This is a genomic window from Hyphomicrobiales bacterium, assembly GCA_016125495.1.
Taxonomy (GTDB): domain Bacteria; phylum Pseudomonadota; class Alphaproteobacteria; order Rhizobiales; family RI-29; genus RI-29.
The window spans coordinates 20,741-47,036 of record WGLQ01000004.1; the positions used below are offsets into that span (position 1 = coordinate 20,741).

Below are 26,296 nucleotides of genomic sequence, written 5' to 3' on the forward strand. Positions count from 1 at the left end.
GCCGGCCGGCCCCGTTCGGGGCTTGCCGCTGCGGCCGCCCCGGGGGAAAGCATACCGCTGTCGAGGGACGTGGACATCAAGCGACCTCCCTCATCTGGGTGCGGCCACCGCCGTCGGCGCCGACCGTGCCGTCGAGCCGCGCGAGCGCGTGGTTGCCGTAGAAATTCCGCCGGTCATCGACATCGTCGAGAAGGTGGCTCGCCATGGCGGCAAGCACTTCGTCGATCCCGTCACCCACCGAATAGGCCGGTGTGAACTGCAGAACGCGGCGGACCTTCTCGAAGCTGACGCGATAGTTGCGCGGATCGCTCGAGTTCTCGCGGTAGGCGACGCGCCCTGCCGGCAGCCGTTCGAGCACTAGGTCGACGATGCTCTGCTTGGTGTGGTTGTTGGCGTCGCCCCCGGCGTTGAAGACCTCGAATGCGACATCCTCGATCGGGAAATCGAGCACCCGGTCGATCAGCCGCGCGAAATCGCGGACGTGGCAGTAAGGCCGCCACGTGTGCGCATCGAAGACGACCAGTTCACGCCCGAGGCCGAGTTCCCGCACGAATTCGTTGACGGTGAGATCGAAGCGCATGCGTGGCGCAAGTCCGAAGGCCGTCGCAAAGCGCAGCACTGTCACCGCATAGTCGACTTTTCCCTCCAGCCCGAGCAGATGCTGCTCGGCCGCGACCTTCGATTTGGCATAGAGCGAGAGAGGGTTCAGCTCGTGGTTCTCGTCGGCCAGCACGTTCCCCTGGATGAGACCGTAGTTCGAGCACGTGGAGACGAAAATGACCTTGTTGAGCCCGCGCCCGTCGAGCGCATCGATGAGGCGCCGCATCGCGATGTCGTTGATCACGTGGGCCTCGGCTGGGAATGCCTTGGTGATCGGGTCGCCGACGAGACCGGCGAGGATGACGACGTCGGTGACATCCGCGAGGGCCCGCTCGAGTGTTTCGGCATCGCCCATGTCGCCATGGAGGAATTCATAGCGCGGATGCAGCAAGAAGCCCGAGATCGCGCCGGCGTGCCCGTAGGTGAGCAGATCGAGGCAGCGCACGTGATGGCCTGCCGCGAGCAGCCGGGCCGTCACGGGGCCGCCGATATAGCCGGCTCCTCCCACCACGAGCACGCGTCGCTCGGTTTGCGCTCCGATACGCGTTCCGAGGCGGCGATCCTCCGCGGCGAGACGCGAAAGCATCTCGTCGGAGATTTCACCCGCCCATTTTTCGACGACACCGACCTTGCCTTCCACGACTGTCATGTTCTTGTTTCTCCGTAGGTTGGCCGCGCCAGACTGCAATAGCCTCTCTTTTGGAGAATGACCTGTGCAAGTTCCCGGCCAAATCTTCAGAGCTCGCTCGTCGCGGCCGCCGTTTCCTTCCCGGATGCTTCACGACTCGTTACGGGACGTGCATTGATGATGCGGGTGACACCGGCCTCGAAGGCGGCTGGCGAGAACCGCTCGAGGTAGCGCGCCCGGGCCCGGCGGCTGTCCCGGCGCAGCGCCGCGCGGTCGATCGCATAGCTCACGGCCCGCTCGGTCATCGCCTCGCGCACCAGGTCCCTGGCCATGCGGTGGCTGAGGACGTTGATCGCGAGTTCGTCCCCCATCAGGGAGCTGATGCCGCCGGCATCGAGCGTCAGCGGCACCGCGCCGCCCGCCATCGCCTCGAGCAGCACGAGCGGTGCATGGTCGTGCCGTGTCGGATAAATGAAGAGATCGGCCTCGCACATCAGCGCCATCTTTTCCTCTTGCGAGAGGAATCCGACGAGATCGACGACCTCCTCGAGACCGCACCGCGTCACCTCCAAGGCGAGGTCCTGGCGGCTGAGCGCGGCCGTCTCGCCGCCGGCAAGCGTTGCGCGAACGGCGATGCCCCGATCACGCAGGGCCGCGATCACCGAAATGAAATCGAGCACACCCTTTCGCTCGTCGTAGTTCCCGAGATAGGCGCAGTGGAGGGGCGAATCGTCCGGCCGTGCCGCGCGTGGCATCAGGCATTCCTCACCGGGATCCTCGGCCATGTTCGGCAACCGGTTCACCCGCGCGAAGATGCCCGAGCCCTCCGCGAGGCGCGCCGTCTCCTCCGTTATGGCGATGAGTTCCGAGCCCTTGAGCAGGCGGCGCAGGGCGCGCTCACGAAGACCCCGGCCGATGACGACGCCGGCGAGCCCTTCGGTGTGGAGATGGACCAGCACCCGCCGCGCACTGAGCCCGGCCAGCCAGGCGAGCGCCCCGTCGCGCAGCGCCGCGTGCGACCACGGCGTGAAGGTGAGATAGGCGATGTCGGTGCGCGGTCCGATGAGCGCGCGCGCGACCAGTGTTCCTGCGAGACTCGTCAGTTCCAGAACCTTCGAAATGCTCTTGGAGCCGATGTCGGCGAGCGAGCGCGCTCCGCCGCGCCAGAGATGCTCGACCGTCGTGTCGGGTTGGGCGCTCAGGATGTCGCTGACCCGTTTCGAGACGACGGTGACACCATGCACGGGCGGCGGCAGCTGCGCGAGGAAGAGGACACTGGTCGTGGCATCGCTGTTGCAGGATCGGCTCGTCATCGCTGGCTCCCATTGCGAAGGGTCTGGGGAGACCGAAGCCAGGATCATGCCAACCGGCCCTGCGTCACCATGGGACGCGGAAGCTGAGCGCAAGCAGACCGGCGGGAATGGCATGGGAATTGCTCGAAACCCGACGAACTCGACCGAGCGGTCGGCGCATCGCGAGCGGGGGACGGCCCGGCGGCGCGTCAAAGCAGAAAGAAAGGCAACTCCATGAAAACGGCACTGGTTTGCGGCGCGGGCGGCTTCATCGGCTCCCATCTCGTCAAGCGTTTGAAGCGCGAGGGTTTCTGGGTGCGCGGTGCGGACCTGAAGTTCCCGGAGTTCGCCGAGACCGAGGCCGATGATTTCGTCATCGCCGACCTGCGCGAGCCGGACAATTGCCGTGGCATCGTCGATCGCCGTTTCGACGAGGTCTACCAGCTCGCCGCCGACATGGGCGGCGCCGGCTACATCTTCACCGGTGAGCACGACGCCGCGATCATGCACAACTCGGCGATGATCAACCTCAACATGCTCGAGGCTTGCAAGAACCGCAACGTCAAGCGCGTGTTCTATTCCTCCTCCGCCTGCATGTACCCCGAGCACAACCAGACCGATCCGCTCGCCCCCGTGACCCGTGAGGACAGCGCCTATCCGGCCAATCCCGACAGCGAGTACGGCTGGGAAAAGCTCTTCTCCGAGCGCCTCTACCTCGCCTACAGCCGCAACTACGGCATGCAGACCCGCGTTGCCCGCTATCACAACATTTTCGGTCCCGAAGGCACCTGGACCGGTGGCAAGGAAAAGGCCCCGGCCGCGTTCTGCCGCAAGATCGCCGAGATCGAGGAGGGCGGAACGATCCAGATGTGGGGCGACGGCGAGCAGACCCGCTCGTTCCTCTACATCGACGAGTGTCTCGAGGGCACGATCCGGCTGACGCGCTCCGAATGCCGAGTGCCCGTCAATATCGGCTCCGAGGAGATGGTCTCGATCAACCAGCTTGCCATGATGGTCGCCGACGTCGCCGGCAAGCGGATCGATATCGAGCACATCCCTGGCCCGCTCGGCGTGCGCGGGCGCAACTCGCACAACGAGTTGATCGGAAAAATGCTCGGCTGGAAGCCGTCCGAGAGCTTGCTGGCCGGCATCCAGAAGACCTACCCCTGGATCGCCAAGCAGGTGGCGGCCCAGCGCGGCAGCAACTATCGCGTCGCCGCCTGACCTGAACGAGCACTGCGAACCACCCGACTGCGAAAACGGGACGACCGCGGGCGGCGCCGGACCATCGGCGCCGCTGTTGCGTTTGCGACTGTCATCCGGGGCCCTGCCACTAGGCTGCCATGTCCCCGTCGAGTTTGGCCAGCCGACGCTCCTCCTCGAACATGTAGTCGCGCGTTATGGGCGCGGCGCCTGGCGAGCCGAGCAACTGGATCTGCATGACCACGAGATCCTGTTGTCTGAATGCGGCTTCCGATCCGGCCAGGTAGAACTCCCACATGCGGCAGAAGACCTCGCCTCTGCGTGCCACCGCTTCCCCGCGCCTTTCCATGAAACGCTGGCGCCAGGCCCGCAGGGTCTCGGCATAGTGCAGCCGGAGCACTTCGACATCGCCGAGGATGAGCCCGCTCGCCTCGATCGCCGACATGATCTCCGACAGCGCCGGGAAATAGCCTCCCGGAAAAATGTATTTGCGTATGAACGGGTTCGTGTAGCCGGGGCCGGCCGTCCGCGCGATGGAGTGGAGGAGCGCGACGCCGTCGGCGGTCAGCAGCCGGCGCACCTGATCGAAGAACTCCTTGTAGTGACCGACGCCGACATGTTCGAACATGCCGACCGACACGATACGCTCGTACGACGGGCGCACCTTGCGATAGTCCGACTTCTCGAAGCGCACGCGCCCGCCGAAGCCCTCGCGCATCGCCCTCTCGCGCGCGCCGGCGAGCTGGTTGTCGCTGAGCGTGATGCCGAGCGTCTCGACCGGATAGCGTTCGGCCAGGTAGCGGCACATGCCGCCCCAGCCGCACCCGATGTCGAGCACCTTCTGTCCGGGTTCGAGCCGCAGCTTGGCCGCGATGTGGCGCATCTTGGCACGCTGTGCGGCGTCGATGTCGGCGACCCCGTCGCCAAAGTAGGCGCACGAGTATTGTTGCTCGCCGTCGAGGAAGAGATCGTAGATCGACTGGTCGATGTCGTAGTGGTGTTTGACGTTTCGCTCCGCACGCGTCGCGGGGTTGTGCTGGTGGACCCGGCGCAGCGCGTACCTTGCCCTTTCCGCCGCCAGGAGCGGCCACGTCAGAACACCGGGCTCCGCGCCGCTCATGAGGATCGAGATCAGCTCGTACACGTCGCCCTCGAGCACCTCGAGCCGGCCGTCCATGTAGGCCTCTCCGAGTGCAAGCGAGGGATCGGCAGCGAGTGCCCTTTCGCTCGCTTCGTCCGCAATCCGCACCTTGACCACTGGTCCGCTACTGTCGCCGAAGCGGTGCTCCATTCCGTCCGCGGTGATGACGGTCAGTTCGCCGTGCCGCGCGACCTGCTCGAGCAGTACCTGCAATGCGTTGCGCATCTGGTTCCGGTGGCGGCGCGACCGCCACCCTCCCGAATTGTGCCGGTCCCCCTCGCCAGCAGGTTCACCTCTCCTCCCCCGTTTCACCTCGCGCGCTGGTGGTCCCGGCCCGTCGCGCATTCCGCGCCATAAGGTTCAGCGCTTCCACCATCGCCGAGAATGCCATAGCGGTATAAATGTAGCCCTTGGGTACGTGCACGCCGAAGCCATCGGCGATGAGCACCATGCCGATCATCAGCAGAAATCCGAGAGCTAGCATAACGATCGTCGGATTTCCGTTGATGAATTCCGACAGTGGCCGCGCGGCGAGCAGCATCACGACCACCGCCACCACCACCGCGACCACCATGATCGGAAAATGCTCGGTCATGCCGACCGCCGTTATGATGCTGTCGATCGAGAAGATGATATCGAGCAGCGCGATCTGCACGATCGCGGCCGTCATGGTGAGCGAGGCGACCGACGTCTTCGTCATGGAATGCGGATCGACCCGTTCATGGATCTCCCGCGTCGCCTTCCAGACGAGGAAGAGCCCGCCGGCGATGAGGATGATGTCTCGCCAGGAAAAGCTCTGTCCCGCGAGCGTGACGACGGGCGCGGTCAGCTTGACGATGATTGCCACCGTGAAGAGCAGCCCCAGTCTCAGCACGAGGGCGAGCGTCAGGCCGAACCGCCGGCCCCAGGCGCGTTGGCTCTCGGGCAGCCGGTTGGTGACGATCGCAATGAAGATGAGATTGTCGATCCCGAGCACCACCTCGAGTACGATGAGGGTAAAAAGTGCGGCCCAGGCGGCCGGATCGCTCGCGAGCGCCAACAGCTGTGCGCCAAGCTCGACCAATACTGCCATCGCCAGTCCTCCGCTCCGACAGGTCGTTGTGTCGAGGCGCCGGAAACGTGCTCACGCGAACCGGCCACCACCCGGCCGACGAAGGGGCCGCGCTGTCCCACAGCTTACCTCATTCGATCCGTCGAACGAAGCCTTGCCATTGGCCTCCTGCCGAATGGCGATCATTTCCTTGTCGTGCCATTGCCGCGCCCGATCTTTGACCTGGGTCAATGCACCGCGCGCCCGTTGCAGGTCCACTTCCGGCAAGGTCGTGTCTGGTGACCATGGCAGCGAGGTCGGGCGTGTCGGGGCAGGGAACGGTGGCCAAGTCGGATTGGCCGGGTGTGCGTAAGATCACCGTGTCGGATCTCGTCGAGGTCATCGGCGCGGGCCTCGCCGATTTCCGCCGCGCCCCGGTTTATGGCCTTGCGCTGGGCGGCCTGTTTGCCGCGGCCGGTTGGCTGATCCTCGCACTTCTGGTGCGCTACGAACTGCCCTACCTGGCCTACCCGTTGGCGATGGGCTTTGCGCTCGTCGCCCCGTTCGCCGCCGTCGGATTTTATGCGGTGAGCGAGCATCTGGAGCGGGACCGTTCCCTTTCCTGGTCGAGTGTCCTCGGCTCGGTCTGGTCCGCGGCGGCGCGCGACCTGCGGTGGATGGCGCTCGTCACCGGTTTCGCGCTGGTCATCTGGATGGATATCGCGGCCTTCCTGTTCTTCGGCCTGATGGGTTTCAACGGCTTCGGTCCCGATTTCCTCGACCGGCTCTTCACGACACCGACCGGGATCGCATTCGTCCTTCTCGGCAACGTCTCCGGTGCGCTCATCGCGATGGCGGTCTTTTCGATCTCCGCCGTCTCCTTTCCGATGCTCTACGACCGAGATGTCGATTTCGTCACCGCGATGGTGACCAGTGTGCGCCTCGTCGTCGCCAATCCCATCCCCATGATCGCCTGGTGCGTCCTGATCGCGATCCTCATGTTGCTTTCGATTCTTTCCGTTTTCGTCGGTCTGTTCATGACGCTGCCGCTGGTCGGGCACGCCACCTGGCATCTCTACCGGCGCGCCGTGGAGCCGGCAGCCGCCCCGACAACGGGGCAAGCCGTCGCCTGACGACGCCATCACACGGGAGCGCTCACGCCCGTCGACCGCTCAGGCCGCCGCGTCCCGCTTCTGTCCATCGCCCCGCGCCAGACCGCCGCCGAAGCTCTCGCGTAGGGCAAGGAACACGAACCGCGGCGCATAGACGAGGTAGCGGCGCCAGAGTCGCCGGGGTTCCGACGCCAGGCGGAACGCCCACTCGAGGCCGGCATCGCGCATCCAGCGCGGCGCCCGCTTGACCCGCCCGGTATGGAAGTCGAAGGCGGCGCCGACGCCGATGAGCACGGCGCCCGGGATGCGCTCGACGTGCTCGGCGATCCAGAGTTCCTGCTTGGGGCAGCCGAGGCCGACCCAGACGATGCCTGCGCCCGAGCTTTCGATGCGGGCGACGACAGCGTCCTTTTCCGCCTCGCTGAGGGCGCGGAACGGTGGGCATTCCGTGCCCGCGACCTGCAACCCCGGAAAGCGGGTCTGGAGACCGCGCGCGAGGTTCTCCGCGACACCCGGCGCGCCGCCGTAGAAGTAGTGCGACACCCCGTCGCGGATCGATTGCGCGCAGACCGCCGGCATCAGCTCGGGACCGCAAACCTGGCGGATGCGGCGGTTGCCCCTGAGACGTCCGACCCAAGAGAGCGGCTTACCGTCCGGTGTCACCATGTCGGCCCCAACGAGCGCGGCGAGGTGGTCCGGATCCTCTTGCGCGCGCGTCACGTTGTAGACGTCGCAGACGCACACGTAACGCGCCTCCCGCCGCTTCGCCCACCCGAGGATCGTCGCGACGGCGAGCCCCATGTCGATGGCGCTGACCGGAACGCCGAGGATCGCGATGCGTTCGTGATTGGCCGTGTCGGTCCGGGCTGGTCTGCTCATGGCATGCTCCGCTTTTTCCTGCCTAGCCCGGAACTTGCAAGACCGGCGCCAACCCTGCGGGCGGCTTGCTCGGAGCGTGCTGGCAGCTTCCCGGCTTGTCGATGGCATGAGCATTGCAGGTTCCGCGCCGAAGCCGGCCGCATCCCGGCGGGTCACCGGGATCGACCGCCGGTCGACCCGAGCGCGATGACCTGCCGGTGCATCGGCGAATTTCCAACCGTTCCAGCAAGGAGTGGTCATGACAGAGCGTTCACGTCCAACCGTCTACCCGGTGGTGCTCTCGGGGGGCTCCGGCACCAGGCTGTGGCCGCTGTCCCGCCAGATGTACCCCAAGCAGTTCCTGCGCCTCGCCGAGGACCAGGAACTCACCTTCCTGCAGGCGAGTTGCCGTCGTCTCGCCGATCCGGCGCGCTATCGTCCGGTCACCGTCGTCGGCAATGTCGATCACCGCTTCCTCGTCAGCGAGCAATTGGCCGAGGCGTCTCTCGTCGCCCGCCGCATCCTCCTCGAGCCGGTCGCCCGCAACACCGGCCCCGCAATTGCCGCCGCGGCCCTCGAGATCGGCGCGAACGACCCGGATGCCGTGCTGGTTGTGATGCCGTCCGACCACGTGATCGCCGACGAGGTGGCCTTTGCCGGTGCCGTCGATCGTGCGGTGGCGTCAGCCAGGACCGGCCGCATCGTGCTTTTCGGCATCCGTCCCGAGCGGCCGGAGACGGGCTACGGCTACATCGAGGCCGGCATGGCGCTGGCGGGCGAGGAGACCGGTCTGCCGAGGACCTACGCCGCCTACGCGCCCTACGACGTCGTGAGCTTCCGCGAGAAGCCCGACGCCGAGACGGCGCGGCGCTTCGTCTCGGAAGGACGCTTCTTCTGGAACAGCGGGATTTTCGTCTTCCGCGCCTCCGACTTCCTCGCCGAGCTGATGCTGCACGCCCCAGAGGTTGTCGAGGCCGCACGTCGTGCCCTCGAAGCCGCGCGACAGGAAGAGAAATATCTGCACCTCGACCCGGTTGCATTCGCCTCCGCGCCGTCGATATCGGTCGACTATTGCCTCCTCGAGCACACGCTCGGCACGGTCGTGATTCCGGTCGATGTCGGCTGGAGCGATGTCGGCGCCTGGTCGGCGGTCTGGGACATCGGCCGCCGCGACGACCATGGCAATGTCGTCAACGGCACCGCATTCCTCGAGGATGCCGAGAATTGCTACGTCCACAGCGAGACGGCCATCGTCGCGGCGGTCGGCGTGCGTGACCTCGTCATCGTCGACACGCCCGACGCCATTCTCGTCACCGACCGCAGCCGTTCGCAGGATGTGAGCCGCATCGTCAAGCGCATCGCCAGTTCCAACCGGCGCGAGCACGAGCAGCATCTGAAGGCCCACCGCCCGTGGGGTTTTTTCCAGCAGATTTCGAACGGTGGCCGCTTTCAGGTCAAATTGCTCCACGTCAATCCCGGTGGCCGCCTCTCCATGCAGATGCACCACCACCGCTCCGAGCATTGGGTCGTCGTCAAGGGCACGGCGCGTGTGACCTGCGGCGATTCCGTCCGCCTCGTTCGCGAGAACGAGTCCGTCTACATCAACGCCACCGAATGGCACCGCCTCGAGAACCCCGGCAAGGTTCCCCTCGAGTTGATCGAGGTCCAGATCGGGAGCTACCTCGGTGAGGACGATATCATCCGCGGCGACGACGTCTACAACCGGACACCGGAAGAGACGAAATAGCACGGCCGCGCATCCGTTCGCCGCGCCATCGGGGATGCCCCGTCGCGGCGTTGCTCCGTTCGAGTAGAGTAAAGGGGCTGAAATGTCGATCAGTGAATACGGCTCCTCGAGATCCGAGGGAATTGTCGTCCACCCGCGCGGCGGCCACCCGGTAGGCCGAAAGGGAGACGGGGCGACTCAACGTCGCGCCCCGGTCCTCTCCGAGCGCGTCCTGATGGACATGGCGGTCGTGGTCGAACTGGCGCTGGTCGTTCTGGCTGGACTCCTCGCGCGCCAGATCTACATCGTCGGTCATCTCGAGCTTGCAACACCACTCTTCGACTATCTACCTCCTCTCGTTGCTGTCGTGCCGCTGATGTACTGGGTGTTCCGAGAGTACCGGCTGTTTCCGCCGACCAGCGGTGAGGCGCTCACCCGTTCTGTCGCCGCCATTGCCGGGGCCTTGATCCTGACATTCGCCCTCCTGGTCGTCGCGGGTTACCTGGTTGGTATCGTCGATTATTACTCCCGGGCCTGGGCCGTGCTCTGGCTCGTCCTCTCGATCGTCGCCGTGTCCGTGTCCCGGGCCCTGCTCTGTCAGGTCATCTCAATGCTCGCCGAGGAAGGTCACATGGCCCGCCGCGTCGCCGTGATCGGTGCGGGCGACCGGCTGGGCGGTGTGGAACGCCAACTCCTCGAGGGGGGCCGTCCGGCGCGTCAGAACGTCGTGGCCCGCTGTGATCTCGACGCCGATGGCGCATCGCAAGCGGACGTCGTCGGGGAACTTATTGCCTTCGGTCAGCGCGAACGCATGGATCGGATCGTCGTTGCGACCGACGGCCTTGCGCGCGAGCGGATCACCGAGGTGGTGGATCGGCTCTCGGTTCTGCCGGTCGAGATCGTGCTGGCCTCCGGCAACATCGCGCCGGGCATGCCGGTTCGCGCGGCGACCCAGAACGGTGATTTGACGCTCCTCGAGGTCCAGCGCCGGCCGCTGGCCGATCACGGTGTCTGGCTGAAGGCGCTCGAGGATTATGTTCTCGGTGCGCTCGCGTGCCTCGTCTTCGCACCGGTCATGGCCCTATGCGCACTTGCCATCCGCCTTGAAAGCCCCGGCCCGATCTTCTTCAAGCAGCGGCGGCACGGCTACAACCACGCCCTCATCACGGTCTGGAAGTTCCGCACCATGCGCGTCATGGAGGATGGCCCGGTGATCCGCCAGGCCAGCAAGGACGACGACCGCGTCACCCGCGTCGGGCGCTTCCTGCGGCGCACGAGCCTCGATGAATTGCCCCAGCTCATCAACGTCATGCGCGGCGAGATGTCGCTTGTCGGCCCGCGCCCCCACGCCATCGCCCACAACGAACTCTACAGCCGCATGCTGCGCCGCTATGCGAACCGCCACAGGGTGAAACCGGGCATCACCGGATTGGCCCAGATCAACGGCTTTCGCGGGCCGACCGACGATCCCGAGCTGATGAGGATGCGCGTCCTCTACGATCTCGAATACATCGACAATTGGTCGATCTGGCTCGACCTGCGCATCCTGATCGCGACGCCCTTCGTCGGTTTCGTCAACCGCAACGCCTTCTGAAGCGTGGGACGTCGCACCTGGCGGGCGCGCCCGTCCCTGCGCCGGCTCACGATGGCCGGTGTGTTCTGCTAGTCTCGGGCGGGACCGGTTGATCAGCCCGAGCCGAAATGACCTACGCCATCTGCCGCAATTGCCTCGCCCACCCCGAGCCGGACGACGCCGCCTGCTTCGAATGCGGCAGCCCGCGCCTGTTGCGTCATCCCGAGGCCGAACGGCTGCACATCGCCCACCTCGACTGCGACGCCTTCTATGCGTCCATCGAAAAGCGTGACGACCCTGGCCTCGCGGACAAGCCGCTCCTCGTCGGCCATCCCGGCGGGCGGGGCGTGGTGACCACCGCCTGCTATATCGCCCGCCGCTTCGGCCCGCGCTCGGCCATGCCGATGTTCAAGGCCCTCCAGCTCTGTCCCGATGCCGTCGTCGTGCGCCCCGACATGGCCAAGTACAAGGCCGTGAGCGCGGCGATCCGCGAGCTGATGCACGACTGCACCGACGTCGTCGAGCCGGTCTCCCTCGACGAGGCCTACCTCGACCTCTCGCCAGCGAACCGCAAGGCGCCCGCTCCCGCCGTCGAGCTTCTCGTCGCGCTCGCCCGCCGTATCGAGGGTGAAATCGGCATCACCGTCTCGATCGGTCTCAGCTACAACAAGTTCCTCGCCAAGCTCGCGTCCGATCTCGAGAAGCCTCGTGGGTTTTCCATCCTCGGACGCGCCGAGGCGCGCGGGTTCCTTGCCGCCCTGCCGGTCGGGCGCATCCACGGCGTCGGCGCAGCGACCGAGCGCCGCATGGCTCGCCTCGGACTGACGACCATTGCCGAGCTCCAGGCGCTGCCGGAGGCAGAGCTCGTTGCCCGTTTCGGCAAATTCGGCCGGCGCCTCGCGGGCTTCGTGAACGGCGAGGACGATCGCCCGGTGACGCCCTCGCGCCCCGCCAAGAGCATCTCCGTCGAGACCACGTTCGCCAGCGACCTCCGGGCCCCGGCCCGTCTTGAGGCGGAACTCGCCCCCCTTGCCAATCGCGTTGCCGAGCGCCTCGCGCGCTCTGGGCTGGCTGGTCGTACCATAGTCCTCAAATTGAAGACGGCCGATTTCCGCATTCTGACCCGCAACCGTCAGCTCGCCCGCCCGACGCAGCGCTCCGAGGTGATTCTCGCAGCGGCCGGCGAACTGCTGGCACGCGAGGCGGACGGCCGCGCCTTCCGCCTCCTTGGCGTCGGCCTCACCGACCTCGAGGATGCCGCCGCCGCCGACCCGCCGGATCTCTTCTCCGCGATCGGGCCGGTCGACCTGTCTTGAGGTCCCCTCCCGAGGGTTCGCCCAGCGCGAGCATCGGGCCGCTCCCGGATTTTCACCCCTCGCCGTCTTCGGCTCGCGGCACTTGCCGGCGCTTTCGCTCGATGAGCACACCGAGCGCAAGGAAGATCGCCGCGACCGATGCCCACACCCAGATGCTCGGGCGCTCGCCGAACAGCAGATAGCCCCACGCGAATCCGGCGAGGATCGTGAAATAGCTCGCAAAGGAGACGAATATGCCGCCGCGCGAGCGCACCACGTGAAAGAAGAGATAGACCCCTCCGATCATGACGAGCGCAAGCCCAGCCAACGCCAGGAGTACTTGCGGCGCTGCCGCCGTGAGCGTCGTGAAGTCGCCGAAGGCGAGCGCGAACGGAAGGATGAGCAACGTCGCCACGATCACCTCGCCCGTCGAGGCCTGGAGCACGTCGATACGGTCCGGCCAGGCGTGTGCCACATAGAGATTGTCGATGGCGTAAAAGAGCGGGATGGCAACGGCCACAGCCGCCCAGCTGGCCATCTCCGGCGTTGGCAACGCGGCCTCCGGAACGAGGATCAGCAGCGTCGCGGCCGCCCCCAGCAGAACCGCCGCTCCGGTCCGGCCGGTCACCGGCTCGAGGCCGAGCAGTGCCGCACCCGCCACGGTCAGGAGTGGTGTCGTCGAGGTGACGAGGGTGAGGAGGCCGGCATCGACATGGTCGGCGACCAGGAAGAAAATCACGAGCGGTCCGAGATAGCCGAGCGACCCACTGGTGAGGAAGAAGCGCACCGTGCGCGGTGTGAAAGGCACGGTCCGGCCGGCGGCCACGGTGATCGCAATGAAGCCGACCGCGATTGCCGCGAGCGTCACGGTGAGGGCGGCCAGTTCGTTCAATCCTGCCTCGACGGCGGTCTTGACGAGCGCCGCCTCGAGCCCCCAGCCGAGTCCGAGCGCAACGAGCGCCAGGCCGTCCCCGATCCCGATCGGCCTAGCACTGCGAAGGGCGCCGGTTGACCCCTCGGGCCGCTGCTCCACTTCCACCATCACGATCGGACCGGTTGGCGCCGACGGATCGCCTGAAGCGCCACCATGTCGAGCACCAGCGTCGCCGCCGCGAGTGCCGTGATCTCGGCGTGGTCGAAGGGCGGCGAGACCTCCACGAGGTCCATGCCGACGATGTCGAGGCCGGTAAGTCCTGCCAAGAGCTTGCGGGCCTGGTGCGTCGTCAGCCCGCCGCAGACCGGCGTTCCGGTGCCGGGCGCATGCGCCGGGTCGAGGCAATCGATGTCGAAGCTGAGGTAGGCCGGGCCGCCAGCGACCACGGCTCGGATTTCGGCGATGGTCTCGGCGAGGGGACGCTCGTGGACGCGATCGGCATCGATCACCGTGAGGCCATGCGTCTCGGGGTTGCCCGAGCGGATGCCGACCTGCACCGAGCGCGCGGCATCGATCAATCCCTCCTCGACCGCGTGAAAGAACATGGTGCCGTGGTCGATCCGTTTGCTCTCCTCCCGCCACGTGTCGGAATGGGCATCGAACTGGATGAGCGACAGCGGTCCGTGTCGTTCGGTGTGCGCCTTCAAGAGACCGTAGGTGACGAAATGATCGCCGCCGAGCGAGATGAGCGTCGTGTCCGCCGCGATCAGCGCCGCCGCATGGGCGCGGATTTGCTCGCCGATCGTGTCGGGTCGCCCGAACTCGACCGCGAGATCGCCGGCATCGACCACCTCGAGTTGCTCGAACGGATCGAACGACCACGGCCACATGCCCCCGGGCCAGGCGAGGTGCGCGCTGGCGGCGCGGATGGCCCGTGGCCCGAGCCGCGTGCCTGGCCGGTTGGTGACGGCGAGATCGTAGGGAATGCCGGTGAAGGCGACGTCCGCGCCCCCCGGCTCGGTGCGATAGGGCCTGCGGAACATGCTGAGCACGCCCGAGAAGGTGTTCTCCGCCCCGATGCCTCGCGCGCTGGCGCCCCGCACGGCACGGTCGACCAGGAACTCCTCGTCCATCGCTCGCCTCCGATCCACACGGTCCGTCGTCGCCCCGGAGCCGCCCTTTGCGCGACGCCCGATCCTGTCGAACCGCCATTCGAATGAACTAACGCTGCCGCCCGGCGTTGTCGAGCGCCAGCAGTGAACGCCCCGAAGTGCCACATGCGCGCAGTTGTTCCGATGGGCTTCGCCGCCGGATCTGGCAGGTCCGGCGATCATCGCCGCGCGCGGGTTGTCAGGTTCGGGTGCTTATCATACAATCATTCGACAATGAGCTGAACGATCCGAAGTGAACAGTGCAGGGAGCCGACCATGAAGCCGCAGCCGCTGGGGCGCACCCCGATCGCAGAGCCCCTCGGAACCGCCGAGATCCGGCGTCTCGACAACCTCGTGATCCATCCCTGGGAAGACCTTGCGACGCTTGGCGGCAAGCAGCGCCTCGTCATCGAACGGGGCGAGGGCATCTACATCGTCACCAGCGACGGCGAACGGCTGATCGATGGGCCCGGCGGGATGTGGTGCGTCAATGTCGGCCATGGCCGCCGCGAGGTGGCCGATGCGATCGCCGAGCAGGCCATGAAGCTCGGCTACTGCTCACCCTGGTCGGTCGCCGCCCCCGGACCGGCGCTGCTCGCCGCGCGCCTCGCCGCCTACGCGCCCGGAGACCTCAAGCACGTCTTCTTTTCGACCGGTGGCTCGACCGCTGTCGATGCGGCGCTGCGCTTCGTCCAGTTCTACAACAACGCGCTCGGGCGACCGGCCAAGAAGCGCATCATCGCCCGCGTCGGCGGCTACCACGGCTCGACCTATCTGACGGCCACCTGCTCGGGCAAGATGCTGGAGAAGGCCAACATGGACATGGCCGAAGGGGTTCGCCTGTTGCCGGTGCCCAAACCGCTGCTGCGCCCCGCCGGCATGAGCATCGAGGCGTTCTGCGACGAAAAGGTCGCCGACCTCGAGCGCGCCATTCTGGAGGAGGGGCCGGAAAACGTCGCGGCCTTCATCGCCGAGCCGATCCTCGCCTCCGGTGGCGTCATCATCCCACCGCCCGGCTATCACCAGCGGACGCTCGAGGTCTGCCGGCGCCACGATGTGCTCTACATCTCCGACGAGGTCGTCACGTCGTTCGGCAGGCTCGGCGCGATGTTCGCGTCGCATGAGATTTTCGGCATCGTGCCGGACATCATCACGACCGCCAAGGGACTGACCTCCGGCTATGTGCCCATGGGCGCGATGCTCGTTTCCGATCGCCTTCTCGAGAACGTCAAGTCGGCCAACGCGTCATCCAAGAGCTTCTTCAGCGGCTACACCTATTCCGGTCACCCGGTTGCCGCGGCCGCCGCCTTGAAGTGCCTCGACATCATGGAGGACGAGCACCTCCTCGAGCACGTCCGGGCCGTCAGCCCGCATTTCGCCGCCCGCTTGCGCGCCCTCGAAGCGCTGCCCGTCGTCTCCGAGGTCCGTGTCATGGGGCTCATGGCCGGCGTCGAGTGCACGCTCGACCGCAGCCACCCCGACGAAGCGCGCGACGTCGCCTTCACGACGCGGGTGGACCGCCACTGCCTCGAGCGCGGCCTCCTCGTGCGGCCGGTCTATGCCAACTGCGTCATGTCGCCGCCCTTGACCATCACCGTTCCCGAGATCGACCGCATGGTCGACATCCTCGAGGCGGGCATCCGCGCCGCGATGGTCGACTTCGGCCTCTGACCGCCGTCGCCCTGCAGGTCCGGCTGGCGCCACTCGCCGGCCGCCTCGCGCACGGCGCACCGGAGTTGGACCCGGCGCTGAACTGGTGTAGCCAGTCCCGAGCGTCGACGATCGAAGGCGCGGTGTCCGACGGACGGTGGATGACCAAGCGAGCAAAGCCGATCAACCTCGCGCTCCAGGGCGGCGGGGCCCATGGAGCCTTCACCTGGGGCGTGCTCGACCGCCTGATCGAGGACGGGCGCGTCAGCTTCGATGCCATCAGCGCAACGAGCGCGGGCGCGATGAACGCGGTCGCCTGTATTTATGGCGCGGCGATCGGGGGACCGGACGAAGCCCGCCGCCTGCTGCACGATTTCTGGAAGACCTCCGCTGAATTCGGCGGCACGCAAGGGCCCGTCGTCGCCGAGGTCTGGAACCGGCTCACCGCGCCCTTTGGCGCGCTCGACCAGGGTCCGGCCTACCACATGTTCGATTCCCTCGTGCGCACTTTCTCGCCCTATCAGCTCAATCCGCTCAATATAAACCCCCTTCGCGACATCCTGGAGCGGCTGATCGACTTCGACGAACTCCACCGGCGCGGTTGCGGCACCCGCCTCTATTTGAGCGCCACGAACGTGCGCACGGGAAAGATCAAGGTCTTCGAGAACTCCGAGATCGGTGTCGAGCACGTGCTGGCCTCGGCCTGCCTTCCCTATATCTTCCACGCCGTCGAGATCGACGGCGAACACTACTGGGACGGCGGCTACATGGGCAATCCGGCGATTTTTCCTCTTATTTATGGGGCCACATCACGGGATGTGCTGATCGTCCACATCAATCCCCTGGAGCGCCTCGACGTTCCGCGGACGGCGCCGGAAATTTTCAATCGGATCAATGAAATAAGCTTCAACTCATCTCTCATGCGCGAGATGCGGGCGATTGCCTTCGTCACCCGCCTGATCGATGATGGCGCCCTCTCCTCGGACCGCTATAGCCGGATGCTCATCCACGCCATCCATGGTGACGAGTTCATGCGCGACCTCAGCATCGCCACCAAGCTCTCGCCGAGCTGGAGCTTTCTTTGCGAATTGCGCGACCTTGGGCGGCGGATTGCCGAAGAGTGGTTGGAGGCGAATTTCGACGCCATCGGCGAGCGCTCTTCGGTCGACATCGAGGAGATGTATCTTTGATGCCTCGCGCCTGCCCGGCGCCGGCGCGGAGCGGTCTGATGCACGGATCGGAATGCGGATTGAGGGAACGGCAAAGGAGTTGACCATGACGCACGACGCAAGTCCGGCGACGCCCGCGGAGGTGCTCGGTTTCTGGTTCGGCGAGTTGACGCCCGAGAACTGGTTTCGCGGCGGGCCCGCGATCGACGCTTTGGTCCGTGAGCGCCATCTCGGCACGTACGAGTACGTGGCGCGCGTGCTGCCGCACGGCTGGTTCGCCGATCCCGATGGCCTGCTCGCAGCCATCCTCGTTCTCGACCAGTTCCCGAGAAACCTCTTTCGTGGCAATCCGCGCTCCTTCGAGAGCGACCGCATCGCCCTCACCCTCGCCAAGCTCGCCGTGGCGCGCGGCGAGCACGAGGCATACGACACCGTGCGGCGAAAATTCCTGCTGATGCCTTTCCAGCACAGCGAGGTGATCGAGGATCAGGAACTCGCCGTGCGCCTCTTTGCCGACATCGGTGATGCCGATGCCTTGAAGTTCGCCGAAATGCACCGTGACATCGTGCGCCGCTTCGGCCGTTTTCCGCACCGCAATGCCGTGCTCGGCCGCGTCTCGACGCCCGAGGAGAAAGCGCTTCTCGCCGGACCGGCCCTCTTTTGGTGAGGCGTGCCGGCCCACTGGAAGGAGGCGCCTCGCCCGCCGGCCGGATCAATCCTCCTTCGAGCGCCGCGCCAGCAGCGCCGCCTCGACTCGGTTGCGCACCTGGAGCTTCTGGAAGATGTTCGTCATGTAGTGCTTGATGGTCTTCTCGCTGAGCTCGAGGCGGGCGGCGATTTCCTTGTTGCTAAGGCCATCGGCGAGCAGCGAAAGGATCTGCTCCTCGCGCACGGTGAGGAGGGGCGGCGTGGTCGGCTCGCGGCTCGCCTCCGGCTGCGCCTTCAGCGCCGTGAGGAGACGCGCGGCGAGGTCCGGGGAGACATAGTTCTCGCCGTTGTGGATCGCGCGAACGGAGCGCTGGAATTCGGGTCCGCTGACACCCTTAAGAATATAGCCCCGCGCGCCGGCCTTCAGCGAAGCGCTCACATCGCGTTCGTCCTCCGAGACGGTCAGCATCACGACCTTGACGATCGGGCAGGTCTCGGCGATCGCCTCGGCCGCGCGAATTCCTCCTCCCGGCATGCTGACATCGATCAGCATGATGTCCGGAAGCTGTTCCTGGGCGATGCGCAGCGCCTCCTGCGCGTTCGCTCCCTCGCCGACGACGTCGAACGCCGCGTCCGCCTTAAGGATGTGTATGATGCCCTCGCGCATGAGTGGGTGGTCGTCGACCACGGCAACGCGGATCCGGTCAGTCATCCCAACCCTCCATGGCATGTGACGAAAAGCGCGCGATGAGCCGCGTGCCTTCGCCTTCCCGGCTGCGCACTTCGATGGAGCCACCGAGCGTGGTCACCCGGTCGCGCAGCGCCGTCAGTCCGAGCCCGCTGCCGTTCACCGTCGTCTCGTCGAAGCCCGGCCCGTTGTCGCGAACCTCGACCCGTATACGCCGCGCATCGGCCCGCACCTCGACGCGCGCCTCGGCAGCGGCGGCATGGCGGAAGGAATTGTTCAAGCCCTCCTGTACGAAGCGGTAGATGCACACCTTGACGTCGTTGGGAATGCTCATGTTGATGTGCTCGAGCCGTGTCGCGACCTTGGTCCCCGTCCTCTTCTCGTGGTTGCCGATGGCCATTCGCACCGCCTGATTCACATCCGCCTGCTCCAGGGCAGGGCTCGTGAGCCCGCTCGAGATGGAGCGGAGTTCCTTGAGGGCATCGCCGAGCGCATCGCGGATTTTTTCGAGATTTGCGTCTCGTTTTCCCTCGCTTCGTGCCTTGTCGCATTCCAGTGTGTCGAGCCGCAGGAGAGAAAGTCCGATCAGCTGCGCCGGCCCGTCGTGGAGATCGGCTCCGACCCGGCGCAGGAAGCGTTCGTTGAGATCGGACGTGCGACGGTAAGCGCGCTCGACGCGCTGGCGCAGTTGTTCGTTCTGGGCCACCAGGTTCTGCAACTGTTCGACCTTGTCCTCGAGCGAGCGTCGTTGCTGGCCGATCGTTCGGCTGCCGCGCGCGACGATTCCGAACAGCGCTGCCAGCATCGAGAGCGTGGTTCCGGCGACCACGAGGATGCTTTGGCGCGTCGCCGCCGCGAGTTCCTCCATGAGCTGCTCGGCGCGCGAATAGAATTCGGCGACGGCGATCACCTCTTCGCTGCCGCGGCTGCGGATCGGTATGTACATCTCGAGCATGGGAAAGCCGAGGCCGCTCTCCTTGAGGTTCTCGTCGTCGATGAGTTCGTCGAGTTCGGAGGAGACCACGCCCTCCCAGGCGCGTTTCAGGCTGTCGGTCGGCGGAAAGGTCCGGCCGATGAGATCGGAAACATTGCTGTAGGCGATGACACCGCCACGCTTCCAGACTTTCACCACGACGATCTGCTCGTGCAGCTTGGTGCTCTGGAGCAACTGCTCGAGTTGGTGGGCGTCTCGCGGCGTGAGGCGATCGCTGGTCGCCAGTTGCTGGAGATAGGGCTCGAGGATGCTCTCGACATAGAGCGCCGTCGCCGCCGCCGAGTACTGAACGACCCCGACCCGGATCTTGTCGGAAACCCACGTGCCGACCGCGCTCATGCCGAGCACCAGCACGATGCTGCCGGCCAGCGAGAACTGCTTGGCCAGCGAGAGCGAACTCCATGTTTTCGAGAGCCGGTTCAGCATCGATGACATCGGGCCTCAGGGGTGGCGCCATCCTGACGCCGCGACAACAAATGGCGCCAATCCGGTCGTGTCGCAATCGACTTAGGTCTGAGCGACTGCGGCCAAGGTTGAGCGAGATCGGCCGACCTTGGTGAATATCGTTTGCGCGCCGCCGCCATTAAGCCTGCCAACGACCGGTGCCTTTGTCGCTGGCGGTGGACGCTCGGGGCAGGGCGGGTCGGTTTGGTAAAAGGAACGAAGAGATGAAGAGAGCACTGATCGCCTGCGCGGCCCTTTCGCTCATGTCGGGTGCCGCCCTTGCCGATGGCTTCAAGAATTGCACCACCGCGGCAGAGTCCGAGTGGAAGACCATGGAAGAGATCAAGGCGATGGCCGAGACGGCGGGCTACGAGGTCCGCAAGATCGAGAAGGAAGGCAGCTGCTACGAGGTCTACGGCATTGCATCCGATGGCGCGCTCATGGAGCTGTTCTTCAACCCGACGAACGGCGAAATCATGAAGTCCGAGAAGAAGTCCTGAGAACGTCGCCTCGCCGACGTCTCGGATACTGCCGCCCCGTCCACCGTTCGTCGCGTGCCGCGCTTCGGTGGACGGGCGGTTGTCGATCGATGGTCGAGGCGCTAGTTTTGGTCAGTGTAAAGAACCCGACCGATCGCGGGTGCGACATGTGCCTCGATGGGCTGATGTGTCCATCGTGGCACGGGCAATGAACGCCGGTTCGCGTGATCGCGAATGCCGCGCTGCCGGCAACGAAGGTGCCATGAGGCTGATCCAAAAACTGGACGCCATCGAGGAACCGGCCACGATTGGAACCGGGCAAGAAGTGCCGGCCGGCCAGGAGAAGGCGGGCACCGATGGTGCGGCGGATGTGGGTGGCGCTGGCCGGTATGCCGCGGGCCCGGTCCGCCACGCGGGCGTGCGCGGTCCCAATGTCGCCGCTGCCCTGGCCCCGCACACGGTACGCGTTTGGGATCTGCCGGTTCGCCTCTTCCACTGGATGCTCGTCGCCAGCGTGACACTCGCCTGGTTCACGGCCGATTTCGGCGGCAGTCTTCATGCGCGGATCGGCTATGTCGTTCTCGGCCTCGTGGTCTTTCGACTGATCTGGGGCCTCATCGGCTCGCGGCACGCACGCTTTTCCGACTTCGTTCCCTCACCCGGCATACTGATCGGCTATCTGGGGGCGGTCGGGGCGGGTCATCCACCGCGCCATCTCGGACACAATCCGGCGGGCGCGGCGATGATCGTGCTGCTCTTGGCCCTGTTGGCGGTTGTCTGCGCCAGTGGGTGGATGATGCTGACCCGCCAGTACTTCGGTGTGTCCTGGGTTGCGAACGTTCACGATGTCGCCGCTCACGCGATCGTCTGGTTGATACCGCTCCATGTGGCGGGCGCTCTCTTTTCAGGCTGGATTCATCGCGAAAACCTCGTTCTGGCGATGGTGACGGGGCGCAAGCGCGCGCCCGATCCGGACGAACTCTCCGAGGTTCCCGCGACCGTTGGCGGCCGCCCCACCATCCTGGACCATTTGCGCGAGACCTTCCGCTCGGTCGAGCAGCTCGCCTTCGTCGTCGCCCTGGTGTCCGCGGGAGCCGTCGCCTGGATGGTCTACACCGGCCCCGAAGCCATCGTACCGCAACGCACCATCGTCGCGGTGCCGCCCGCCGATGCCGAGCCGATCAGGCCGGCCGATATGCTGGGCGCCAACGCCATCGCCACGCTCGCGACGCAGCTTTCCGGCCTCGAGGAGCGCGAGCAGGCCCGCCGCATGGCACAGCTCGTCTGCAGCGCCATGCGCGGTAGCGGTGGCGAGATCGACAATCTCCTGGCCTTCGTGCGTAGCCTCGGCCGCCCGACCTTGCGGGAGCTCCAGGCCATGCTGATCGACGCCGGCCTCTATCGCGGCGGAATCGACGGCGAGGTCGGCCGCCGAACGGAACAGGCGTTGCGCGACCTTGCGACCTTCGACGTCGAGGACCCCTGTCAGGCGCGCGGCTGATCCGGACAGGTTCGGCTCGCCGCCCCCGACCGTGCGCGTCGATTTCGCCACAGCCGCGCGGCGCGTCGCCCTCCGCGTTTGGTTTTCCACCCTTCCGGCATCCCGTTCATCCTCGGTTCAGGCGTGCCGCCATCATTGTTTCAACCAGCGGTAATGGCTGCGCAAAACCGAGCTGGTCAGAGACGAAGGAGTTCCGTGTTGTGAGCAGAATGATTTTATCTCTTGGGGCATTTGGCTTCCTCGCGGCGACCACCGGCGCCCCGGTCACGACCCCGGCTGCGGCCGAGTACTACGCCTCGGGCTACTACCGGGTGGTCGATGTTCCCGGTGAGGCTCAAATCGATCTCCTCGCGCGCCCGAACCCCTATGCCCGCGTTCGGGCCTCGCTTCCGTTCAACGCCGAGCGCTTGCGCGCGACGGGCCGCGAGCGTGGGGGTTGGGTGGAATTGGCCCATCGCGGCGTGACCGGCTGGATCGATGCACGGTTCATCGCCGAGCACGAGGTCGACAAGCCGACCACCTATCGCGTTGCCGGGCTCGAGCAGTACGGCAGCCTCAACATCCGCGCCTCCGGCAGCGCCCAGTCACGCATCGTCGGCCAGATCCCCTACGATGCCCGCGACGTTCTCAATTGCGGTCCCTGTGTCGCCAGCTGGTGTCCGATCCGCCATGAAGGCACCGACGGCTGGGTCCACCGCCGCTATCTCGTCGCCGACCGGGGCGACGACGAAACGCTATATGATTCCACGCCTTACCTCGGCTCGGGCCTGGAGGAGCCACGCTACAACGACCGTAGGACCTACGACCAGCGCTTCGGCGCACGGCGTGGTGATGGCAGGTCGTACGACGACGTGGACCTCGATGCGGACAGCGAGTTCGATGATGATCTGGCCTACGACGAGGAAAACAGTTCGGAAGACTATTACGACCGCCGCTATACGCAGCCCAGCTACGAGCGTTCCGTGACGCCGCGCTACGCCCGTCGTCTCTCGCGCGACCGCTCACGCTGGCGCTACGGGTATTGAGCGACCGCCGCCGCATCGGATGGCCCGGCCGGCCCCTCTCGACGGGGCGGCCGGGCCATCCACGACTCTAGAGGCTGGCCGGTCGCTCGAGGTTGGCCGCGACCGGCATGTCTGCCCGTACCCATCGCTGGAAAGCCGCCACGGCACTCTCCTTGGTGGGGTTGAGGAGGCCTGCGGAGTAGGCGCCGCTCGCCAGCCCTTTCTGCACTTGCGCGATCAGGGCCAGATCCTCGCCGTGCACCGCGAGGTTGATGCGGCGATTGAGCCAGCGAGCCGCCTTCATTCTGCGGTCGTCGCTCGGGTGTCCGTAGTTCCGGAACCGGATGCGCGATCGGCCGGGCCCGAGCGGCAGCACGTGCATGTAGTTGACCCCATCGGGATAGATATTGAAGGCGACGCCCGGATAGAGGAAAAAATAGGTCCAGCGCCGCCGCATGTCTTCCGGCAGGTGCTCGACGGTCGGGAGCAGGTTCGCATAGGCCTTGACCGACCAGCCGCCCTTGGGTTGCTTTCGCATGGCATGGCTGAGCCGGATCACCCGCGTGGCGTCGTCCGACTTGCGCTCGTAGGCGAGGCTCATCAGGGCGAAGAGCCCCGGGTGGCCGGTCGGGAAGTGGTAGTCCTCGAGGTAGTTGTCCCAGACGTTCTTCCAGTCCGCCTCCATCTCGTCGTCGAACGTTTCGTCCAGCGCCACCATCTCCTCGATGCGGTAGCGCGAGAGTTCCTCGGCATGCGGCGCGAGCCGGGCGGAAAGGCTCGCCCCCCCGCCCGGTCCTGGCGACCTCGGGCGCACGAAAACGAAACCGAACGCGATTTCGCATTCGACGGGCTTCAGGGAGAACGCGCCGCTATCGAAGGGAGGAAATGCCTTCTCGCCCGCCACGGCCCTGAGCTGGCCGTGATGGTCGAAACCCCATGCGTGATAGGGACAGCGGATGAGCCCTTCGCAATGTCCTGCGCCGCGAACCAACGGATGCGCGCGATGGGTGCAGACGTTGTGGAAGCCGCGCACCTCACCGTCCTCGCCACGGATGACGAAAACTCGCTCGCCGATGAGGTCGAGGCTGGCGTGTGCGCCCGGGCCGGCGATGTCGCTGACATGGCAGACCGGATGCCAGGCTGAAAGGTGGATTTCCCTGCGCTCGGCCTCGGCGAAGGTGCTCGAGCAATAGGTCCAGGCCGGAAGCGTGCGGGCTTCGACGAGCGCGTCGGGTTCACGTCCGCTGTCACCGGAGTGCGCAAGTGCCGCGGTGCCTTGCCTCGCTTCGGCCGATGTCGCTGAAAACGCATCCGGGAAAAAATTCCTGAGGTAGCGATGGCAGAGGGAGATCGCCTCGCCTCGCTCGAAGCTCGCGCGCTCGAGCAGAATGCGCTGCCAGAGGCTGTCGATCAGCCCGTCGAGCCCACGTGCCACGCTCTCGGCATCGAATGCCAGGTTGTCGCGCCGTATCAAGGCCTCGCACTGCTTCAGCATGATGTCGAATGCGAGTTTCTCACCACTCCCGCAGAGCGCCTGATACTCCTCGCGCGCTTGTGTTTCGGACCAGAAGGCATAGGTTGCCGCGACCTTTTCCGGGCTCGATAGCCGGCTGGAGAAGTTCACGTCGATCAGTGCCTTGAGCACATCCGCCGGATCACCGCTGGAGGCGGCGGCGGCTTCCTCGATGCCGCGCTGATATTCCTCCGCCAATTCACGGAGCGCGGCCGTCAGCAGCGACTGTTTGGTCGCGAAGTGGAAGTTGACCATGCCCGCCGTCAGCCCGGCGAGCCCCGCCACCTTGGCGAGCGTGACGTCGGCTAGTCCGTGCGTGGCGATGACCTGGATCGTCGCGGCGATGAGTTCCTGACGCCGGTGATCGCCATGCCGGCGGTCTTGACGGGTGGGCGGTGCGGCGCGGCCGGCGCGGGCCGGTCCTGCGCTCTCGCTGGCGCCACCGGGTGCGCTGGCTGGTCGGTCGGGCATCGGCTACCTCTGGTGCTGGGCACGCGGGTCTCGTCTCGGGCGAGCTTACGCACCGCGCGCCTCTCGAACAAGCATTCGATTATCGTCCCGACATCCTGCCGACGCCGGACGACGGAGGAGCCCGCCTGGGCGTCAGCTGGTCACCGCGTTCTGGCGCGTCAGCGCGTGCTGCAGCAACAGCACCGAGGCGACCACTACGACGGCGCCGGCAAGGCGCGCGCCGTTGAGTGGCTCGGCGAGGAACACCGCCGCCATCGCCAACGTGATCAGCGGCTCGAGGTTCAGCATCCCGGCGGTCAGCGCGGCCTTCCCGGATTCGATGCCACGGAACATGGCGACGTAGGCAATGAGATAGGCGATGACGGCGGCGGCGCCTGCGATGACGAGGGTCGGGTTCACCTCCACCGGCAGCGGGTTTGCCAGCATCGCGCTGTAGACGAGCATCAGGATCAATCCGCTCGCCTTCATGTGCAGCGTCACTTGCGTCGTCGGCACACCGGCCAGCCAGCGCGCGTTGACGAAGAAATTGGCGGCAAAGCAGACCGAAGCGGCGCTGGCATAGAGGATGCCATCGAGCGCGAGGTCCGCCTTCCAGACCTCGAGGGCGAGACCGAGACCGGCGAACGCGCCGAATGCAGCGAGCATTGCCATGGTCGGAGGAAGGCGGCGATCCGCCACCGCATCCAGGATCATGAGGAGGATTGGAAAAGTATAGAGGGTCAGGATCGCCAGACTGATTTCCATGCGCACGAACGAGCCGAGCAGCCCGATCATGCCGCATGCATAGATGAGTCCGCTTCCGAGCGCCCTGAGGAGATGCTTGCGCTCTCCGAAGAGCGGCCGGCCCGAGGCCAGCAGCACCAGGCTCGCCAGGACGACGTAGGCCACGTAGCGCACGACCAGCATCGCCGCCACGGTGCCTCCAGCGGCGTAGTAGAAGCCCTGTGCCGTGTTGTTGACGCTGAGGAAAAAGGCCGCGACCAGACCCATGACGATGGCGATGGCGCCGGTTCTCTGGGTGACGCCCGCTGGGGAGCCTGCGGGCGTCATCGAACGATCATGCTCGCTCGCATCCCCGATTGCACCCGTCGCCGCAGCGAGCCGGCCGAGGCCGGCTGCCCCTGAGCCCTCGACAAGAACTCGTTTCGGAGCCGATCTGCCGTCCATCCTCGCGCCCTTTCCGGAGAGTGCGCACAAGAGCCTCACGGCGAGCCGTTCAGTCAAGCGAAAGAGCGGCGGCCGGCTGCGGACC

22 protein-coding genes are annotated in these 26,296 nt (G+C 66.1%); 11 read left to right on the plus strand and 11 right to left on the minus strand.

Going from position 1 to position 26,296, the window contains the following annotated elements; genetic code table 11:
* Positions 1–76: 76 nt before the first annotated feature.
* A complete protein-coding gene (locus GC150_02810; GenBank protein MBI1383825.1) occupies positions 77–1,249 on the minus strand; it encodes an NAD-dependent epimerase/dehydratase family protein in 1,173 nt (390 codons plus the stop codon).
* An 86-nt stretch (positions 1,250–1,335) separates the two neighbouring features.
* On the minus strand, positions 1,336–2,802 hold the full coding sequence (locus GC150_02815; protein MBI1383826.1) for a glycosyltransferase: 1,467 nt from the start codon (positions 2,800–2,802) through the stop codon (positions 1,336–1,338).
* Between GC150_02815 and GC150_02820 the strand changes: the two genes are divergently transcribed.
* The gene (locus GC150_02820; protein MBI1383827.1) at positions 2,755–3,744 is read left to right on the plus strand and encodes an NAD-dependent epimerase/dehydratase family protein; all 990 of its coding nucleotides are present in this window, start codon (positions 2,755–2,757) and stop codon (positions 3,742–3,744) included. The genes GC150_02815 and GC150_02820 overlap by 48 nt on opposite strands.
* A 109-nt stretch (positions 3,745–3,853) precedes the next feature.
* On the opposite strand, the gene GC150_02825 is transcribed toward GC150_02820, so the two are convergent.
* Positions 3,854–5,089 (minus strand): methyltransferase domain-containing protein, encoded by a 1,236-nt coding sequence (locus GC150_02825; GenBank protein ID MBI1383828.1) that lies wholly within the window; start codon positions 5,087–5,089, stop codon positions 3,854–3,856.
* Positions 5,090–5,153: 64 nt separating this feature from the next.
* Positions 5,154–5,936, minus strand: a complete 783-nt coding sequence (locus GC150_02830; protein ID MBI1383829.1) for a TerC family protein — start codon at positions 5,934–5,936, stop codon at positions 5,154–5,156.
* Between the two features lie 209 nt (positions 5,937–6,145).
* Here GC150_02830 and GC150_02835 point away from each other — a divergent pair, with 209 nt between their 5' ends.
* Positions 6,146–7,027, plus strand: coding sequence for a DUF2189 domain-containing protein (locus tag GC150_02835; GenBank protein ID MBI1383830.1), 882 nt, complete (start codon positions 6,146–6,148; stop codon positions 7,025–7,027).
* Positions 7,028–7,066: 39 nt separating this feature from the next.
* Here the strand turns inward: GC150_02835 and GC150_02840 are convergent, their stop codons facing one another.
* Entirely contained in the window at positions 7,067–7,885 is an 819-nt protein-coding gene (locus GC150_02840) for a WecB/TagA/CpsF family glycosyltransferase (protein MBI1383831.1), read from the minus strand.
* 238 nt (positions 7,886–8,123) lie between these two features.
* On the opposite strand from GC150_02840, the gene GC150_02845 reads away from it, so the two are divergent.
* The 3 genes from GC150_02845 (at position 8,124) to GC150_02855 (ending at position 12,479) form a co-directional block, all read left to right on the plus strand.
* Complete coding sequence (locus GC150_02845) at positions 8,124–9,611, plus strand: mannose-1-phosphate guanylyltransferase/mannose-6-phosphate isomerase (GenBank protein MBI1383832.1); 1,488 nt, start codon at positions 8,124–8,126, stop codon at positions 9,609–9,611.
* An 82-nt stretch (positions 9,612–9,693) separates the two neighbouring features.
* Positions 9,694–11,184, plus strand: a complete 1,491-nt coding sequence (locus tag GC150_02850; GenBank protein ID MBI1383833.1) for an undecaprenyl-phosphate glucose phosphotransferase — start codon at positions 9,694–9,696, stop codon at positions 11,182–11,184.
* A gap of 107 nt (positions 11,185–11,291) precedes the next feature.
* Complete coding sequence (locus GC150_02855) at positions 11,292–12,479, plus strand: DNA polymerase IV (protein MBI1383834.1); 1,188 nt, start codon at positions 11,292–11,294, stop codon at positions 12,477–12,479.
* A 52-nt stretch (positions 12,480–12,531) separates the two neighbouring features.
* Here GC150_02855 and GC150_02860 read toward each other — a convergent pair whose 3' ends face one another.
* On the minus strand, positions 12,532–13,500 hold the full coding sequence (locus GC150_02860) for a hypothetical protein (GenBank protein ID MBI1383835.1): 969 nt from the start codon (positions 13,498–13,500) through the stop codon (positions 12,532–12,534).
* Positions 13,500–14,465 (minus strand): agmatinase, encoded by a 966-nt coding sequence (gene speB / locus GC150_02865; protein ID MBI1383836.1) that lies wholly within the window; start codon positions 14,463–14,465, stop codon positions 13,500–13,502. The genes GC150_02860 and speB overlap by 1 nt, the downstream gene beginning before the upstream one ends.
* A 294-nt stretch (positions 14,466–14,759) precedes the next feature.
* Here speB and GC150_02870 point away from each other — a divergent pair, with 294 nt between their 5' ends.
* The 3 genes from GC150_02870 (at position 14,760) to GC150_02880 (ending at position 17,969) form a co-directional block, all read left to right on the plus strand.
* Positions 14,760–16,154: an aminotransferase gene (locus GC150_02870; protein ID MBI1383837.1), complete on the plus strand. Its 1,395-nt coding sequence runs from the start codon at positions 14,760–14,762 to the stop codon at positions 16,152–16,154.
* 140 nt (positions 16,155–16,294) lie between these two features.
* Positions 16,295–17,323 carry a patatin-like phospholipase family protein gene (locus GC150_02875; protein ID MBI1383838.1) on the plus strand — a complete coding sequence of 343 codons (1,029 nt, stop codon included), beginning with the start codon at positions 16,295–16,297 and terminating at the stop codon, positions 17,321–17,323.
* Positions 17,324–17,408: 85 nt separating this feature from the next.
* Entirely contained in the window at positions 17,409–17,969 is a 561-nt protein-coding gene (locus tag GC150_02880) for a DUF924 family protein (GenBank protein ID MBI1383839.1), read from the plus strand.
* Positions 17,970–18,014: 45 nt separating this feature from the next.
* Here GC150_02880 and GC150_02885 read toward each other — a convergent pair whose 3' ends face one another.
* Both GC150_02885 and GC150_02890 read right to left on the minus strand, forming a co-directional pair.
* Entirely contained in the window at positions 18,015–18,662 is a 648-nt protein-coding gene (locus GC150_02885) for a response regulator (protein MBI1383840.1), read from the minus strand.
* Complete coding sequence (locus GC150_02890) at positions 18,655–20,067, minus strand: sensor histidine kinase (protein ID MBI1383841.1); 1,413 nt, start codon at positions 20,065–20,067, stop codon at positions 18,655–18,657. The genes GC150_02885 and GC150_02890 overlap by 8 nt, the downstream gene beginning before the upstream one ends.
* 233 nt (positions 20,068–20,300) lie before the next feature.
* Here GC150_02890 and GC150_02895 point away from each other — a divergent pair, with 233 nt between their 5' ends.
* From GC150_02895 to GC150_02905, 3 genes are all read left to right on the plus strand, one after another.
* Entirely contained in the window at positions 20,301–20,576 is a 276-nt protein-coding gene (locus GC150_02895; GenBank protein ID MBI1383842.1) for a PepSY domain-containing protein, read from the plus strand.
* Positions 20,577–20,817: 241 nt separating this feature from the next.
* Positions 20,818–22,056 (plus strand): hypothetical protein, encoded by a 1,239-nt coding sequence (locus tag GC150_02900; GenBank protein ID MBI1383843.1) that lies wholly within the window; start codon positions 20,818–20,820, stop codon positions 22,054–22,056.
* 209 nt (positions 22,057–22,265) lie between these two features.
* Positions 22,266–23,081: a hypothetical protein gene (locus GC150_02905; protein ID MBI1383844.1), complete on the plus strand. Its 816-nt coding sequence runs from the start codon at positions 22,266–22,268 to the stop codon at positions 23,079–23,081.
* Positions 23,082–23,148: 67 nt separating this feature from the next.
* On the opposite strand, the gene GC150_02910 is transcribed toward GC150_02905, so the two are convergent.
* Both GC150_02910 and GC150_02915 read right to left on the minus strand, forming a co-directional pair.
* A complete protein-coding gene (locus tag GC150_02910; GenBank protein ID MBI1383845.1) occupies positions 23,149–25,044 on the minus strand; it encodes a Rieske 2Fe-2S domain-containing protein in 1,896 nt (631 codons plus the stop codon).
* A gap of 132 nt (positions 25,045–25,176) precedes the next feature.
* A complete protein-coding gene (locus tag GC150_02915; protein ID MBI1383846.1) occupies positions 25,177–26,094 on the minus strand; it encodes an EamA family transporter in 918 nt (305 codons plus the stop codon).
* Positions 26,095–26,296 lie beyond the last annotated feature (202 nt).